11 protein-coding genes and 1 pseudogene are annotated in these 14,770 nt (G+C 71.1%); 3 read left to right on the plus strand and 9 right to left on the minus strand.

Going from position 1 to position 14,770, the window contains the following annotated elements:
- Together ACWC5C_RS19790 and ACWC5C_RS19795 are read right to left on the minus strand one after the other, a co-directional pair.
- A complete protein-coding gene (locus ACWC5C_RS19790) occupies nucleotides 1-762 on the minus strand; it encodes an NUDIX hydrolase (protein WP_450876899.1) in 762 nt (253 codons plus the stop codon).
- A 167-nt stretch (nucleotides 763-929) separates the two neighbouring features.
- On the minus strand, nucleotides 930-2,315 hold the full coding sequence (locus ACWC5C_RS19795; RefSeq protein WP_450876901.1) for a DUF4192 domain-containing protein: 1,386 nt from the start codon (nucleotides 2,313-2,315) through the stop codon (nucleotides 930-932).
- Between the two features lie 110 nt (nucleotides 2,316-2,425).
- On the opposite strand from ACWC5C_RS19795, the gene ACWC5C_RS19800 reads away from it, so the two are divergent.
- Together ACWC5C_RS19800 and ACWC5C_RS19805 are read left to right on the plus strand one after the other, a co-directional pair.
- Nucleotides 2,426-4,615 (plus strand): DEAD/DEAH box helicase, encoded by a 2,190-nt coding sequence (locus ACWC5C_RS19800; RefSeq protein WP_450876903.1) that lies wholly within the window; start codon nucleotides 2,426-2,428, stop codon nucleotides 4,613-4,615.
- A 220-nt stretch (nucleotides 4,616-4,835) separates the two neighbouring features.
- Nucleotides 4,836-5,456: a hypothetical protein gene (locus ACWC5C_RS19805; protein ID WP_450876905.1), complete on the plus strand. Its 621-nt coding sequence runs from the start codon at nucleotides 4,836-4,838 to the stop codon at nucleotides 5,454-5,456.
- A gap of 80 nt (nucleotides 5,457-5,536) precedes the next feature.
- On the opposite strand, the gene ACWC5C_RS19810 is transcribed toward ACWC5C_RS19805, so the two are convergent.
- The 4 genes from ACWC5C_RS19810 to ACWC5C_RS19825 all read right to left on the minus strand — a co-directional run bounded on the left by ACWC5C_RS19810 (nucleotide 5,537) and on the right by ACWC5C_RS19825 (nucleotide 8,728).
- On the minus strand, nucleotides 5,537-6,193 hold the full coding sequence (locus ACWC5C_RS19810) for a hypothetical protein (protein WP_450876907.1): 657 nt from the start codon (nucleotides 6,191-6,193) through the stop codon (nucleotides 5,537-5,539).
- 68 nt (nucleotides 6,194-6,261) lie between these two features.
- The gene (locus ACWC5C_RS19815; protein ID WP_450876909.1) at nucleotides 6,262-6,963 is read right to left on the minus strand and encodes a ribonuclease HII; all 702 of its coding nucleotides are present in this window, start codon (nucleotides 6,961-6,963) and stop codon (nucleotides 6,262-6,264) included.
- Nucleotides 6,964-7,154: 191 nt separating this feature from the next.
- Entirely contained in the window at nucleotides 7,155-8,057 is a 903-nt protein-coding gene (locus tag ACWC5C_RS19820; RefSeq protein WP_450876911.1) for an ADP-ribosylglycohydrolase family protein, read from the minus strand.
- A gap of 11 nt (nucleotides 8,058-8,068) precedes the next feature.
- Nucleotides 8,069-8,728, minus strand: coding sequence for a histidine phosphatase family protein (locus tag ACWC5C_RS19825; protein WP_450876913.1), 660 nt, complete (start codon nucleotides 8,726-8,728; stop codon nucleotides 8,069-8,071).
- Nucleotides 8,729-8,870: 142 nt separating this feature from the next.
- Between ACWC5C_RS19825 and ACWC5C_RS19830 the strand changes: the two genes are divergently transcribed.
- A complete protein-coding gene (locus ACWC5C_RS19830) occupies nucleotides 8,871-9,497 on the plus strand; it encodes a TetR/AcrR family transcriptional regulator (protein ID WP_450876915.1) in 627 nt (208 codons plus the stop codon).
- Nucleotides 9,498-9,545: 48 nt separating this feature from the next.
- Here the strand turns inward: ACWC5C_RS19830 and ACWC5C_RS19835 are convergent, their stop codons facing one another.
- The 3 genes and pseudogenes from ACWC5C_RS19835 to ACWC5C_RS19845 form a co-directional block, all read right to left on the minus strand.
- The gene (locus ACWC5C_RS19835) at nucleotides 9,546-10,151 is read right to left on the minus strand and encodes a YdbC family protein (protein ID WP_385441061.1); all 606 of its coding nucleotides are present in this window, start codon (nucleotides 10,149-10,151) and stop codon (nucleotides 9,546-9,548) included.
- A gap of 146 nt (nucleotides 10,152-10,297) precedes the next feature.
- A pseudogene (locus tag ACWC5C_RS19840) lies at nucleotides 10,298-11,485 on the minus strand (pyridoxal phosphate-dependent aminotransferase); the annotation flags it as partial.
- 324 nt (nucleotides 11,486-11,809) lie between these two features.
- Nucleotides 11,810-14,674 (minus strand): vitamin B12-dependent ribonucleotide reductase, encoded by a 2,865-nt coding sequence (locus ACWC5C_RS19845; protein ID WP_450876917.1) that lies wholly within the window; start codon nucleotides 14,672-14,674, stop codon nucleotides 11,810-11,812.
- Nucleotides 14,675-14,770: the final 96 nt, after the last annotated feature.

Genomic DNA, 14,770 nt, shown 5'->3' on the forward strand with positions numbered 1-14,770 from the left:
TCACACCTCGGGACGCAGCATGGGCGGATTGAGCAGCGTGGCGCCCCCGGCCCGGAACAGCTGAGCGGGCCGCCCACCCTGACGGGTCGTCGTGCCCCCGGTGGGCACCAGGAACCCCGGGGTTCCGGTGACCTTGCGGTGGAAGTTCCGCGGGTCCAGGGCCACGCCCCACACCGCCTCGTACACCCGGCGCAGCTCGCCGACCGTGAACTCCTGGGGGCAGAAGGCGGTGGCCAGCGAGGAGTACTCGATCTTGGAGCGGGCGCGCTCGACGCCGTCCGCCAGGATGCGGGCGTGGTCGAAGGCGAGCGGGGCGGCCAGGTCCGCGTCCCGGCTGAAGGCCCCTTCCTGGTCGAGCAGCGACTCGACCGGGGCCCAGCGGACGCTGTGGGCGTCACCCCCGGGCCGGGGTGCGGGCAGATCGGGAGCCAGCGCCAGATGCGCGACGCTGACCACCCGCATCCTGGGATCCCGCTTCGGGTCGCCGTAGGTGGCGAGCTGTTCGAGGTGGGCCGCGTTCGGCGGGACCGGGAGCGCCGGGTCATGGGCGAGCAGCCCGGTCTCCTCGGCCAGTTCCCGGGCCGCGGCGGCGGTCAGGTCCTCGTCGGCGCGTACGAAACCGCCGGGCAGCGCCCATCGCCCCTTGAAGGGCGACTCGCCGCGACGGACGGCCAACGCACAGAGCGCGTGCCGCCGCACGGTGAGCACGACCAGATCCACGGTGACGGCGAAAGCCGGGAAGGCCGATGGGTCGTAGGGCATGAGTCGATCATAGTCGTCTGCCTGACGATAATCAGGCCGTTGAGCATGATCGGCAATGTTCCCGGAACCGCTCTCCCAGGCGTTTTCCCGTGCGGCCCTCGCACCTCCTTCCGTATGGGGCGATCACATCCGAGGCGTTCCTGACGGTCCGTCCGGCGCCGCCCTGGTCAGCGGCGGCTGCGCGTGCCGCGCCCGCCCGTCCTGCGCCGGGTCCGCGCCTTGCCCTCCGGCCTGCGCCTGGCACCGGACGCGCCCGGTCCGGTCGGGCCGCCGGGTCCGGTGGTGCGACCGGACCATCGCCGCCCGGTCCGCTCCGGAACCCCTGTGCCGTCCGCCTCCGCCTCGGCTCCCGTAGGCTCTGGGGCCGTCTCGGCCGCCCTGCCGTCGAGACGCCGCAGCTCCTCGTGCACGGCGGCGTGCACCGCGTGGTCCGCACCGTCCCGGCGCAGACACTGGCGCAACAGCTCGGGATCGAGCCCCTCGTTGCACGCCTGATGGAGCAGCTTGGCGAAGAGGTAGTGCGGATCGACCCGCAGCGCCCGGCCGAGCGCGACCCGGGCCGAGGGCTCGTCACCGGACGACCAGGCGACCCAACCAGCGAGGGTGAGCGGGGCCGCAGCGTGCTCCCCGTACGAGCCGACGCAGCGGCGGGCCAGTGCGCGCCACAGCCGCAGCGCCGCCTCGGCGTCCGGCCCCTCCATCCACTGGGCGGCCCGGTCACGCGCCTCCCGGTCCTGCAGCCCGATGATCACCGAGGCGGCTTCCGCCACGTCCAGCAGGCCGTCGTCGCGGACATCTGCCGCGCCCGGATCGGCGATCGGCGGCGCGCCCCGCAGGCAGTCCAGCATCCGGCGCGCGAGAGCTAAGGTCTCCTCCCGCACGGCGGGACCATCCACTCCTCCCAGAATTCTCGGTACGAGCCGGCTCCCCGCCGTGTCCAGAGCCCGCTCCTGCCCCTCGGCGCGGGCCCCGGAGAACGGCGCGAGCCGGGCCTCCATCTCGCGCAGCGAACCGCGCACCCGCACCCCTGCGAAGGTCGCCGCCGCGGCCATCACCGAAGTGCCCGGCAGGGCGAGCGGCACCCCCTCCGGCGGACAACAGCGCCGGTCGGGACAGACATACGACCAGAACCGGCCGCCGGACATGCACAGCGCCTCGAAGACCGGCACCTCGAAGCCGCCGCACGCGGTGCGCAGGCGCTGGGCGAGGGGCCGCAGCCGCTCCATCACATCCCGCCCGGACTCGCCCTCGGCAGGCTCCTGGCACAGGAACAGCACGATCCCATCGGGCCGGTCGCCGCGCCGCTCGCTACCCCCGATCAGGCACTCGGCGAGCTGATCGCACACCTCGGGCCACTCCTCGCGGACGCTGGGGATGCCGAGCCGGAGCCTGCCGCCGAACCGGCCGCGCGGTCCGTGCAACGCGATCATCACGACGCTGTCGTCGGGGTGGAAGCCCAGCACATAGGGCAGGGCGTCGGCCAGCTCGGCGGGGCTGCGGAGGGTGACCTGCTCCTGGCCGGACAGGCCGGCCGTGTCGTTGTCTCGAGTCATGACCAGACGGTCCCTCAGCCCCGTCGGCTCCGCCAGCCCTGTGGATAACGTTATCCACAGGCTGCGGGCCCCGTTCGCGCGTTGTCGGTGGGATCGGGTTGCATGGGGGCATGAGCGACGAAGATCTGCGTATCTCGGCCGACCGCGTCCTGGCCCGCCTCGTCGGGGACACCACCGGCTCCGCGCGGCTGCGGGAGGATCAATGGCGGGCCATCGAGGCGCTGGTCGCCGACCGCCGCCGGGCGCTGGTCGTGCAGCGCACCGGCTGGGGCAAGTCCGCGGTGTATTTCGTCGCCACCGCGCTGCTGCGCGAGCGCGGCAGCGGCCCGACCGTGATCGTCTCCCCGCTGCTGGCGCTGATGCGCAACCAGGTCGAGGCTGCGGCGCGAGCCGGTATCCGCGCCCGCACCATCAACTCCGCGAACGCCGAGGAGTGGGACACCATCCAGGCGGAAGTAGCCGCGGGTGAGGTGGATGTGCTGCTGGTGAGCCCCGAGCGGCTCAACAACCCCGATTTCCGCGATCAGGTGCTGCCCCGGCTCGCCGCCGCCACCGGGCTGCTGGTCGTCGACGAGGCACACTGCATCTCCGACTGGGGCCATGACTTCCGTCCCGACTACCGCAGGCTGCGCACGATGCTGGCCGACCTCCCCCAGGGCGTGCCCGTGCTGGCCACGACGGCGACGGCCAACGCCCGGGTGACCGCGGACGTGGCCGAGCAGCTGGGCACGGGCGGCCGCGAGAAGCCGGGCGACGACGAGGGGAGCGCGCGGGCGCTGGTGCTGCGCGGGCCGCTGGACCGGGAGAGCCTGAGCCTGGGCGTGCTGCCGCTGCCGGACGCCGCGCACCGGCTCGCCTGGCTCGCCGACCACCTCCACGAGCTGCCGGGCTCCGGGATCGTCTACACCCTCACCGTCGCCGCGGCCGAGGAAGTGACCGCTTTCTTGCGGCAGCGCGGCCACACTGTCGCCTCCTACACCGGCAAGACGGAAAACGCGGACCGCCAGCAGGCCGAGGAGGACCTCCTGGCGAACCGAGTGAAGGCGCTGGTCGCCACCTCGGCGCTGGGCATGGGCTTCGACAAGCCGGATCTCGGCTTCGTGGTGCACCTCGGTTCGCCCTCCTCCCCCATCGCCTACTACCAGCAGGTCGGCCGCGCCGGGCGCGGTGTGGAGCACGCCGAGGTGCTGCTGCTGCCGGGCCGCGAGGACGAGGCGATCTGGCGCTATTTCGCCTCGCTCGCCTTCCCGCCCGAGGAGCAGGTGCGCCGCACACTCGACGTCCTGGCGGCGGCGGACCGGCCGGTGTCCCTGCCCGCCCTGGAGCCGCAGGTCGAGCTGCGGCGGTCGCGTCTGGAAACGATGCTCAAGGTGCTCGACGTGGACGGGGCGGTGCGGCGGGTGCGCGGCGGCTGGACAGCCACCGGCCGGCCCTGGACCTACGACGCCGAGCGGTACGCGTGGGTGGCGCGCCAGCGCGAGGCGGAGCAGCAGGCGATGCGCGACTACGCCTCGACGGCCGCATGCCGGATGGAGTTCCTGCGGCAGCAGCTGGACGACGAGAAGGCGGCGCCCTGCGGTCGCTGTGACAACTGCGCGGGGGCCAGGTTCACCACCGAGGTGTCCGACGCCTCCCTCGACGCGGCGCGCGGTGAGCTGGGGCGGCCCGGTGTGGAGGTGGAACCGCGCCGCATGTGGCCGACCGGGCTGCCCTCGGTCGGCGTCGACCTCAAGGGGCGCATTCCGGCGGGCGAGCAGGCCGCGGCCGGCCGGGCACTCGGCCGCCTCTCCGACATCGGCTGGGGAAACCGGCTGCGACCGCTGCTCGCACCGCAGGCTCCGGACACCCAGGTTCCCGACGATGTGGCGAGCGCGGTGGTGACCGTCCTCGCGGACTGGGCCAAGGGCCCCGGCGGATGGGCATCGGGCGCCCCGGACGCACCGGCCCGTCCGGTGGGTGTGGTCGCGGTCGCCTCGCACACCCGGCCCCAGCTCATCCAGAGCCTCGCCGAGCGGATCGCCGCCATCGGCCGGATGCCCCTGCTGGGCACCGTCTCGTACCACGACACCGAGGCGGATACCCGTGTGCCGCGCACCAACAGCGCACAGCGGCTGCGGGCGCTGCACGGGGCGCTGACCGTGCCGCCCGCACTGGCGGAGGCCCTTGCCGAGGCCGGTGGCCCGGTACTGCTCGTCGATGACCTGGCAGACACCGGCTGGACGCTGGCCGTCGCGGCCCGGCTGCTCCGGCGGGCCGGTGCGGCCGGGGTGTTTCCGCTGGTCCTCGCCGTGCAGGGCTGAGCACGGCGGTGTCCGGGAGGGGGGTGAGGAATTTAGGAGGCACATCGCCGCAAACCGGCCGGGTGTGGCACCTGCTCATTGCCGCACGCGAGCGCTTCCCGCAAGAATTGTCAGAAGCTCCCCGCGCCGGTCCTCTCATGGTCCTGACGGGGCCGTGTCGTGGTGTGCGCCCGCGCCCGACCCTCGCACGGACCATGGGCGCGCAGACGAAGGGAGGACTGTGACCTTCGGCTTCGCTCCACCGCCGTCCGCCGATCCCGCTGTCCGGCTGGGCCGGATGCTCGAACCCGCCGAATGGGCCGCCGCGGGCATTCCGCTGCTGCGCAATCCGCGTGAGGTCGTTCTCGGGCTGCACAGCCGCCATCTGCCGACACCCTCGACAGCCGTCGTCGCGGTCCTCGATCCGGAGGAACGCCTCACGGCAAGCGCCTCGTTCAGTCGGCACGGCTCCGCCGCACCCGACGGATGGGAGTTCCGCAACGCGCTCCTGGCGCGGCTGCGCCGAGTGATCCCGCACGATCTGCGGCGCCGCTCACCGGTCCGCACCGCCGTGCTGCTCTACTGCCGCGAGGGTGAGAGCCGGTGGACGGAGGAGGACGGCGCCTGGATGTGGGGGCTGCGGGATGCCTGCACCCTGCACGGGCTGCGCTGTGGTGCGTACATCACGCTGACCCGGGAGGGCTGGCAGGTCCTGGGAGAGGGGCGGGGCGGCCGTCGGCCGCACTCCGCTTCGCTCCGGACCGCGCTGGAGATCGCTCCCGCGCCCGAGGGCGACGCGGCGCCCCTGCCGCGGCCCCTGGACAGGGCACACGAGGTGCTGCGCCGTTCAGCGGCCGTGTGACCGCCGGCCGTCCGGACGCCGGACAGCTCCTTGACGCGCGTCAGGGGCTGCCGGGCACCGGGCGTACGGGAAGTGCGGAATCAGACGCCCGCGGTCATGAGGGTGTTGATGCGCTGCGGGTCACCGCAGACGATCAGCAGCGCCGAGGCACGGCTCACCGCCTGGGGCAGTGCGCCGGCCACGGCATCGTCCGACCCGCCGTTGACCGCGACGACCACGACCGAACGGCCCTTGGGGCGGTCGGCCTCCGCGGCGGCGTAGAAGACGTCGTCACCGGCGTCGTGCTGCGCCCAGTAGGACGCCTCGCCGAAGGACAACTCGTGTGCCGCCCACGGATGCTGGCCCCCGGTGGTCAGCACCAGGATGTCGCCTGGCGCCCGGCCGGAGTCCAGCAGCAGGTCGACCGCCTCGTCCGCCGCGTCCAGGGCGCCGTCCACCGGGGCGGGGATCAGCTGGATCTGGGGCGCGGCCGTCGAGGCGGGAGCGGTCGTGGCAGCCGAGGCCGCCGGTGCGGTCGGCGCGGGCTTCGCCGCGTCGCTCGTGGTGCGCTGCGACGGTGCCGACGAGGCCCCGGCGGGACCACGGTTCGGGCCGGGGCTGCCGGGTCGCCGCGGGGCGGGCCGGGGGCCGGGACCAGGGACAGGACGAGGGGTCGGCGCGGTGCGGCCTGCGGCCGGTGTCGCGCGAGGACCCGGGACACTCTCGTGAATCTGAGGCTCCTCGGGGATGAGAGGCATGGGCTGATGTCTATCAAACGTCGGTGCGAGTCGCACCAGCGGGTGGTGGTTTGGACCGGTCGGTCTGCTCAGAAGTCGAAGCCGAGTTGGCCGCCGACCTCCAGCTCGACCGTTCCAGGTGTCGTGCGCACGCGCTTGAGATGCCGCCAGCGGGGCAGCCCGTCCAGGTAGGCCCAGGACAGCCGGTGGTGGGGCGTGGGCCCCTGATCCCGCAGGGCAGCGCGGTGCACAGGCGACGGATATCCGGCGTTGTCCCCGAACCGGAAGTCCGCGTGCGCGTCTCCCAGTTCGGCCATCAACGCGTCCCGCCGCACCTTGGCGATCACAGAGGCGGCAGCAACGGCCACACAGGACTGATCGCCCTTGATGACCGTGCGGACCCTCCACGGAGCGCCGAGGTAGTCGTGCTTGCCATCGAGGATCACCGCGTCCGGACGGACGGGCAGCCCGTCGAGAGCCCGGGTCGCGGCGAGCCGGAGGGCGGCCGTCATCCCCAGATCGTCGATCTCCTCGGGTGAGGAGTGACCCAGGGCGTGCGCGGTGACCCACGACTCCAATTCGCGCGCCAGCTCCGTGCGCCTCTTGGGGCTCAGCAGCTTGGAGTCCGTGAGTCCGGTCGGCGGGCGCCGCAGACCGGTGACCGCCGCGCAGACCGTCACCGGCCCCGCCCAAGCCCCTCGCCCGACCTCGTCGACACCGACGACGATCTTGGCTCCTGTCGTGGCGCGGAGCGAGCGCTCGACACTGTGGGTGGGCGGTTGGTAGGCCATGGCGAGGACAACATTACGCCGCTCACCCGGGCGCCGTGTACCCGGATCAGGCGCTACGCCCCCGGGCCGCCGGAACAGGCCCGGCCACGGACGGCTCCGGCCGGCCTCCGTGGCCAACGCGGCGCGGCGCGGGGGCGGTTCGGCGTCGCCGCGAACACCGCCGTGATCTGGGACGACGCAGGTCCCGTTCGTCAGTCCGCGGACGGGATCCAGGCCGGGATCCAGGCCGGGAGCGACTCCGTGCGCTCCTGCCATGCGCGAGGCGGTGCGCCACGAGAACCGGACGCGACCACTCCGCCGGCGATCGCGCAGGTGGTGTCCACATCCCCACCGGCCTGCGCGGTGGTCCAGAACGTGTCCTCGAAGGAGTCCAGGTGCCGGGCCGCGGCCCAGAGCGCGAAGGGCACGGTGTCGTGGGCGCTGGTGCGGCGGCCGCACCCCAGCACCGCGGCGACGGTACCGGCGTCCGCGTAGTCCAGCATGTCGCGGGCGCGCCGCAAGCCCGCCTGGACGGCGCTGCGCGGGACGGCCTCGACCACCCGGTCCAGCAGGGCTTCCGGCCCGCCGTGACCCGCCGGGTCGGCTACCACGGCTGCCGCGGCGGCCACCGCCATCGCCCCGGCCACGGCCTCCCGGTGCTGGTGCGTGGTGTACGCGGAGATCTCGGCCTGATGCGTCGCCTGCTCCACGTCGCCCGCGTACCAGGCACCCAGCGGAGCGATCCGCATGGCGGCGCCATTACCCCATGAGCCCTGCCCCTGGAACAGCCCGGCGGCCAGATCGCGCCAGTCGCCGCCCTCCCTGACCAGCCGGAGCATCCGGTTCACGGCGGGGCCGTACCCCCGGTCGAAATCGTGGCGCACGGCGAACGACCGGGCGAGAGCGTCCTGGTCGATCCGGCCCTGCCCGGCCAGGACGGCCAGCACGGAGCAGCCCATCTCGGTGTCGTCGGTCCACTGCCAGGGGGCGGGCGGCAGTTCGCGGCGCTTGAGGAAGGGATAGTTGGCGGGGACGAAGAACTGGGAGCCGAGGGCATCGCCCACGGACAGCCCGCGCAGGCTCGCCAGAGCCCGGTGGTAACGGTCAGCGGTCATCGCTGCGCACTCTAACCGGTGAGCCCGTAGGGCTCGGGAGTACACCAGTGCTCGAAGGGGCGGTCGAGGTGGTAGCGGCCGTCGGAGCCCAGCAGCAGCGCCCGCGTCTCGGCGTTGTCCGGGTTGGACAGTGACTCGAATTCGGCGACGCTCCAGTGCAGCCAGCGCATGCAGAACAGCCTCATGGTCAGCCCATGGGTGACCAGCAGGACGTTCGGCGGGTGCGCCGGGTCCTCGAAGCTGCGCCACAGGCTCTCCAGGAACGCGTCCACCCGGTCGTAGACATCCGCCCCGGACTCCCCCTGTGCGAAGCGGTAGAAGAAGTGCCCGTAGGCGTCGCGGTACGCCTTCTGCTTCTTCACGTCCTCGCGGTCCTGCCAGTTTCCCCAGTCCTGCTCGCGCAGCCGCGGCTCCTCCCTGACCCGGGTGCGGGACGGATCCAGGCCGAGCAGTTCGAGGGTCTGATGGGTGCGCCGGTACGGCGACACATAGACCGAAACCCGCTCCTCGTCGAAGGTGCCACGCAGCCGGACGCCCGCCTCCTGTGCCTGCCGCCGCCCGGTCTCGGTCAGCTTCAGGGCATGGTCGGGCACGCGTTCGTACACCGAGTCATCGGCATTCCCCTCTGATTCTCCGTGCCGTATGAGGATGATGCGCCGGGGTCGTGCCATGCCGCCCACCCTAGATCGGGCGTGCGACGAGCGCCTCGCTCCCCTCCTCCGCCGCCCCCGGTGGCTCGATCGAGCCCTGCAAACACAACCAAAGTCGCATTACCCTCAGGATGACACGGGAAACCCACTAAGGCAACAGGAGTTGCAATTGTCGGAGAACGCGGCCCACACCCCGGGCACCATCCGCCCCGGCGGGCGCACCGCGCGCACCCGCGCCGCGGTCCGCGACGCCGTGCTCACCGGTCTCGCCGAGCACGGCTACCCGGGCCTGACAGTCGAGTACGTCGCCGAACACTCCGGTGTCCACAAGACGACGGTCTACCGGCGCTGGGGCAGCGTCGAGGGGCTGGTGGCCGACGCGCTCCAGCTCTCCGGGGAGGACCCCTGGACGCCCCCCGACACCGGCAGCCTCGACGGCGATCTGCGGGCCCTGGCCCACGAGGTGACCGAGACCTTCGGCGGCGCACCCGCCACGGCCGCGCCGACCGCCTTCGTCGCCGCCGCGTTCCATTCCCGGCGCGCGGCGGAGGCGCTCCGTGACTTCTATACCGAGCGGTTCGCCCGGTGTGAATCCGTGGTGGCGCGGGCGGTCGACCGGGGTGAGGCACCCGCCGGTACCGACGCCGCGGCGGTCGTGCGGGCGGTGTCCGCTCCGCTGATCTTCCGGGCCCTGATCACCCGTGAACCCCTCGATGGACCGCTCGCCGACCAGACGGCGGCAGCCGTCGCCGCAGCCGTACGGGCCGGGGCGTACCTCCCGGCCGGGTGATGGCCGGAGGCCTGCCCTCCGGAAGCCGCCCCGGGCGCGGTCGCGCCGTCAGACCGTCCAGGCGGACTCGACGCCCACCACGTCCCCGGCTATCGCGGCCACATCCGCCTCCGTCTGGGCGCGCAGCCCCAGCCGCTCCACCCGCTCCACCCGGTACTTGCCGTGTTCGGCGGCCGAGTCCCACATCGACAGCACCAGGAACTCGTTTCCCGGTGCCTCGCCGAAAACCCCGCGCAGCATGCCGGGCGACCCGGCCATCGCCGGGTTCCACACCTTCTCCTGCACCAGCGTGAAGTGCTCCACCCGGTCCGCGTGCACCCGGCAGTGCGCGACCCGCAGCACGTCCGCGTCGTTGAACCGGGGCTGGAATCCGACCTTCACATCGAAGCGATGCTCGAAGAGCCGGACTTGCATGTTCCGGTACGTGCCCGTCTGCGCCGCCGCCAACCGATTGTGCGACCGCGCCATGAAGGAGTCGTAGAACGCCCGGCTCTCCCAGAACGCGAAGATGTGCGCCACGTTCGGCCGCCCCCGGCTCCAGCCACCGCCCTGACCCCGGAAGCCCGGCTCACCGGGCATCCCCGCCCACTTCCGCTGCCCCCGCTCGAACCCCGGGCGGTCCACCACGGTGCAGCGAATCCACTTGACCAGCACCGCGCCATCCTACGGCCCCGACGGTGGCCCGCATCACACAGGAATCGGTCCACCCCGCGCCCCGGAGATGGACGCGGGGCGCCGCGACGGAGAGCACCTACGCCTCCGCCAGCGGCATACGGTCAGCGCCTCCTGCGCCCCGTCCCCGGCCCCGGATGCCCCACACCGGCGCCCTGCATGCCGCCGCCGGGCCCCGACAGCCGCATGCCCGGAGCCGGCGCGTACGCCGCCTGCAGCTGCTGTCCTCCGGGCAGGGGCGCGTACCAGGCACTTCCGTACAGGACGCTGCTGAGCCCGGACAACAGCCGTTGCACATCGGGTTCCGAACGCACCACCAGCCGCATGAACTGGCTGCTGCTGCCGAGCTTGTTGCCGCACTCGCGCACCAGCACGCCGTGTTCGGACAGCAGCCGGTCCCGCACCTGCACGCCGTCCGCCCCTTCCGGCAGTTTGACGAACACGAAGTTGCCCTGGGAGGGGTAGACGGTCATCCCCGGCAGACATCCCAGCTGCGAAATCATCTCCTGCCGGTCGCGGGCGAGCATCCGCAGACTCATCTCGTAGTCCTGCTGGTGGTCCTTGAGCATGAAGACGATGATCTCGGCGAAGGAATTGAGGTTCCACTTCGGCAGCCTGGAGCGGACCTTCCGGGCGAGCGAGGGGTTCGCCACCAGGTAGCCGAAGCGCACACCGTGCAGGCCGAAATTCTTTCCCAGGCTGCGCAGGACGACGACGTTCGGACGCACCACGGCCTCGTCGACGACGCTCGGCCACGGACCGGATTCAGGGTCGACGAACTCCAGGAAGGACTCGTCGATGACGACCAGATCGAGGTCCGCGAGGGAGTCCATGAACGATATGACGGCGTCGCGGGAGAGAAGACCGCCGTCGGGATTGTTGGGATTGCAGATGACAGCGGTACGTGATCCCCGCTGCCGGATGAACGACACGAAGGCATCGGGATCGAGGGCGAAGCCGTGCCGCTCCGGCAGCCGGAACATGTCCACGCGCTTGCCGGTCTCATCCGGCTGATCCGTCCACCGGCCGAACGTGGGGATCGGCACGGCCAGGCTGTCTTTGACCAGCAAATGGTCGATCCAGGTGATGAGTTCCGTCGAGCCGTTGCCCATCGCCATGGTCTGTGGCTGGAGATCGAGCAGATGCGCCAGTTCGGCTGTGATCGTATCGGCGGAGCTGGGGTAATAGGTGAGAATGTCGCGCAGCATGGCCGACAGTTCGTCGAACATGCCGGGGGTGGGGAAGTAGGGATTACAGGGGATACAGAAATCCACGATGTCCTGTCCGCCGCCCGCTACCCCCGCGCGGTTCAGCATGAAGTACGACGGACTGTGGTTGGTGCCCCGGAAAAGCTGTGCGGCATTACCCGTGTTGCCGATGGCGGCGACAGTCACAGCAAGACCTCCTCGGTCACATGGGCCGTGCTGCGCACGACGTTCGACTCCGCTGCACAGAGCGTGGCGCACGAGCCACCGCCAGTCGGGGCGTTGTCGAATTTCATGGTGCGTGTGAGAAGTCGAGTGACAGGAGACACAAGAACCGCTACAGTCCCCCCGACTTCTGACCGCCTCCGCCCATGCGAGCGGGGCGCGGCCCGAAGGCCACGCCCCGCTTCAAAGGTCACCCGCCAGGGCGGACGATCAGCTGCAGCCGCTCGTCGAGCCGCAGCCCTCGCACAGGTAGCAGCTGCCCGCGCGGCGCATCTTGGTGCCGCAGGAGAAGCACAGCGGTGCGTCCGCGTTCATGCCCAGCTGGATCTCGACCAGCTCGGTCGAGCTGTGGGCCTCCTTCGGGGCGGACGTCTCGGACTGGGACACGGCCGTGGTGGCCTTCGGTGCCTCCAGCCGACGCGGCGCCGACTGGGCCAGGCCCTCGACGTCGACGTCGTCCTCGGACGCCTCGTACGAACCGGTCTCCAGGTGACGCTGACGCTCCTCGGCGGAGTGGATGCCGAGCGCCGACCGGGTCTCGAAGGGCAGGAAGTCCAGCGCCAGGCGACGGAAGATGTAGTCGACGATCGACTGGGCCATCCGCACGTCCGGGTCGTCCGTCATTCCGGCCGGCTCGAAGCGCATGTTGGTGAACTTCGAGACGTACGTCTCCAGGGGCACCCCGTACTGGAGGCCGACCGAGACGGCGATGGAGAAGGCGTCCATCATGCCCGCGAGGGTCGAGCCCTGCTTGGACATCTTCAGGAAGACCTCGCCGAGCCCGTCGTCCGGGTAGGAGTTCGCCGTCATGTAGCCCTCGGCGCCGCCGACCGTGAAGGAGGTGGTGATGCCGGGACGGCCCTTGGGCAGACGCTTGCGGACCGGACGGTACTCGACGACCTTCTCGACCTCCGGCACGGCCTGCTCAACCGCCTTCTCCTCCTTCTTCTTGGCGGAGAGCGGCTGGCCGACCTTGCAGTTGTCGCGGTAGATCGCCAGCGCCTTGAGGCCCAGCTTCCAGCCCTCGAAGTAGATCTCCTCGATCTCCTCGACGGTGGCCGTCTCCGACATGTTGACCGTCTTGGAGATCGCGCCGGACAGGAACGGCTGAGCGGCGGCCATCATCCGCACATGGCCCATCGGCGAGATGGAACGCTCACCCATCGCGCAGTCGAAGACCTCGTAGTGCTCGGGCTTCAGCCCCGGCGCGTCGATCACATTGCCGTGGTCGGCGATGTGGGCGACGATCGCCTCGACCTGCTCCGGCTGGTAGCCGAGCCGCTTGAGCGCCTTGGGGACCGTGTTGTTCACGATCTGCATCGAGCCGCCGCCGACCAGCTTCTTGAACTTCACCAGGGCCAGGTCCGGCTCGACGCCCGTGGTGTCGCAGTCCATCATCAGGCCGATGGTGCCGGTGGGGGCGAGCACCGACGCCTGGGCGTTGCGGAAGCCGCTCTTCTCGCCGAGGCGCAGCACGTCCTGCCATGCCTCGGTGGCCGCCGCCCAGACCGGGGTGTCCAGGTCGTCCACGCGCTTGGCGATGGCGTTGGCGTCCGAGTGCTGCTTCATGACGCGGTTGTGGGCGTCCGCGTTGCGGGCGTAGCCGTCGTACGGGCCGACGACGGCCGCCAGCTCGGCGGAGCGCTTGTACGAGGTGCCGGTCATCAGGGAGGTGATGGCTCCGGCCAGGCCCCGGCCGCCGTCGCTGTCGTAGGCGTGGCCGGTGGCCATCAGCAGGGCGCCGAGGTTGGCGTAGCCGATGCCCAGCTGGCGGAAGGCGCGGGTCGTCTCACCGATCTTCTGGGTCGGGAAGTCCGCGAAGCAGATGGAGATGTCCATCGCGGTGATGACCAGCTCGACGACCTTGGCGAAGCGCTCGGCGTCGAAGCGCTGGTTGCCCGAGCCGTCGTCCTCCAGGAACTTCATGAGGTTGAGCGAGGCCAGGTTGCACGAGGAGTTGTCCAGGTGCATGTACTCGCTGCACGGGTTGGACGCGGTGATCCGGCCCGACTCCGGCGAGGTGTGCCAGTGGTTGATCGTGTCGTCGTACTGGATGCCCGGGTCGGCGCAGGCCCAGGCCGCCTCGGCCATCTTCCGGAAGAGGGACTTGGCGTCGACCTCCTCGATGGGCTCACCGGTCATGCGGCTGCGCAGGCCGAACTGCGAGCCGGACTCCACGGCCTTCATGAACGTGTCGTTCACCCGGACCGAGTTGTTGGCGTTCTGGTACTGGACGGACGTGATGTCGTCGCCGCCCAGGTCCATGTCGAAGCCCGCGTCGCGCAGGGCGCGGACCTTCTCCTCTTCCTTGACCTTGGTCTCGATGAACGCCTCGACGTCCGGGTGGTCGACGTCGAGGACGACCATCTTGGCGGCCCGGCGGGTCGCGCCGCCCGACTTGATCGTTCCGGCGGAGGCGTCGGCGCCGCGCATGAAGGAGACGGGCCCGGAGGCGTTGCCGCCGGAGGAGAGCAGCTCCTTGGAGGAGCGGATGCGGGAGAGGTTCAGGCCGGCGCCGGAGCCGCCCTTGAAGATCATCCCCTCTTCCTTGTACCAGTCCAGGATCGACTCCATGGAGTCGTCCACGGAGAGGATGAAGCAGGCGCTGACCTGCTGCGGCTGCTTGGTGCCGACGTTGAACCACACGGGCGAGTTGAAGCTGAAGACCTGGTGGAGCAGCGCGTACGTCAGCTCATGATCGAAGATCTCGGCGTCCGCCGGGGAGGCGAAGTAGCCGTTGGCCTCGCCGGACGCGCGGTACGTGCCCACCACTCGGTCGATGAGCTGCTTCAGGCTCGCCTCGCGGTCCGGGGAGCCGACCGCGCCGCGGAAGTACTTGCTCGTGACGATGTTGACCGCGTTGACCGACCAGGAGTCGGGGAACTCCACACCGCGCTGCTCGAAGTTCACCGACCCGTCACGCCAGTTGGTCATGACGACGTCACGGCGCTCCCAGACCACCTCGTCGTACGGGTGCACGCCGGGGGTGGTAAAGACGCGCTCGATACGCAGACCCTTGTTCTTGCTTCCCTTGGAGCGGGAGCCTCGTGCGGGGCCGCTCGCCGTCTCTGTCATTCCGCCTCCCTGTACGGGCGAAAACGCCCTGATGTGCCCATTTCTTCCCGGGCACGGTGTCTCTTGTCTTTCACCCGGAGGCGCGATGCGCCCCGG

It is taken from the genome of Streptomyces sp. NPDC001700, assembly GCF_053596435.1.

Excerpts from the sequence above, each read along its gene's own strand:
- ACWC5C_RS19790 (WP_450876899.1), bottom strand. The coding sequence starts at position 762 with ATGCCCTACGACCCATCGGCCTTCCCGGCTTTCGCCGTCACCGTGGAT.
- ACWC5C_RS19795 (WP_450876901.1), bottom strand. The coding sequence starts at position 2,315 with ATGACTCGAGACAACGACACGGCCGGCCTGTCCGGCCAGGAGCAGGTC.
- ACWC5C_RS19800 (WP_450876903.1), top strand. The coding sequence starts at position 2,426 with ATGAGCGACGAAGATCTGCGTATCTCGGCCGACCGCGTCCTGGCCCGC.
- ACWC5C_RS19810 (WP_450876907.1), bottom strand. The coding sequence starts at position 6,193 with ATGCCTCTCATCCCCGAGGAGCCTCAGATTCACGAGAGTGTCCCGGGT.
- ACWC5C_RS19815 (WP_450876909.1), bottom strand. The coding sequence starts at position 6,963 with ATGGCCTACCAACCGCCCACCCACAGTGTCGAGCGCTCGCTCCGCGCC.
- ACWC5C_RS19820 (WP_450876911.1), bottom strand. The coding sequence starts at position 8,057 with ATGACCGCTGACCGTTACCACCGGGCTCTGGCGAGCCTGCGCGGGCTG.
- ACWC5C_RS19825 (WP_450876913.1), bottom strand. The coding sequence starts at position 8,728 with ATGGCACGACCCCGGCGCATCATCCTCATACGGCACGGAGAATCAGAG.
- ACWC5C_RS19845 (WP_450876917.1), bottom strand. The coding sequence starts at position 14,674 with ATGACAGAGACGGCGAGCGGCCCCGCACGAGGCTCCCGCTCCAAGGGA.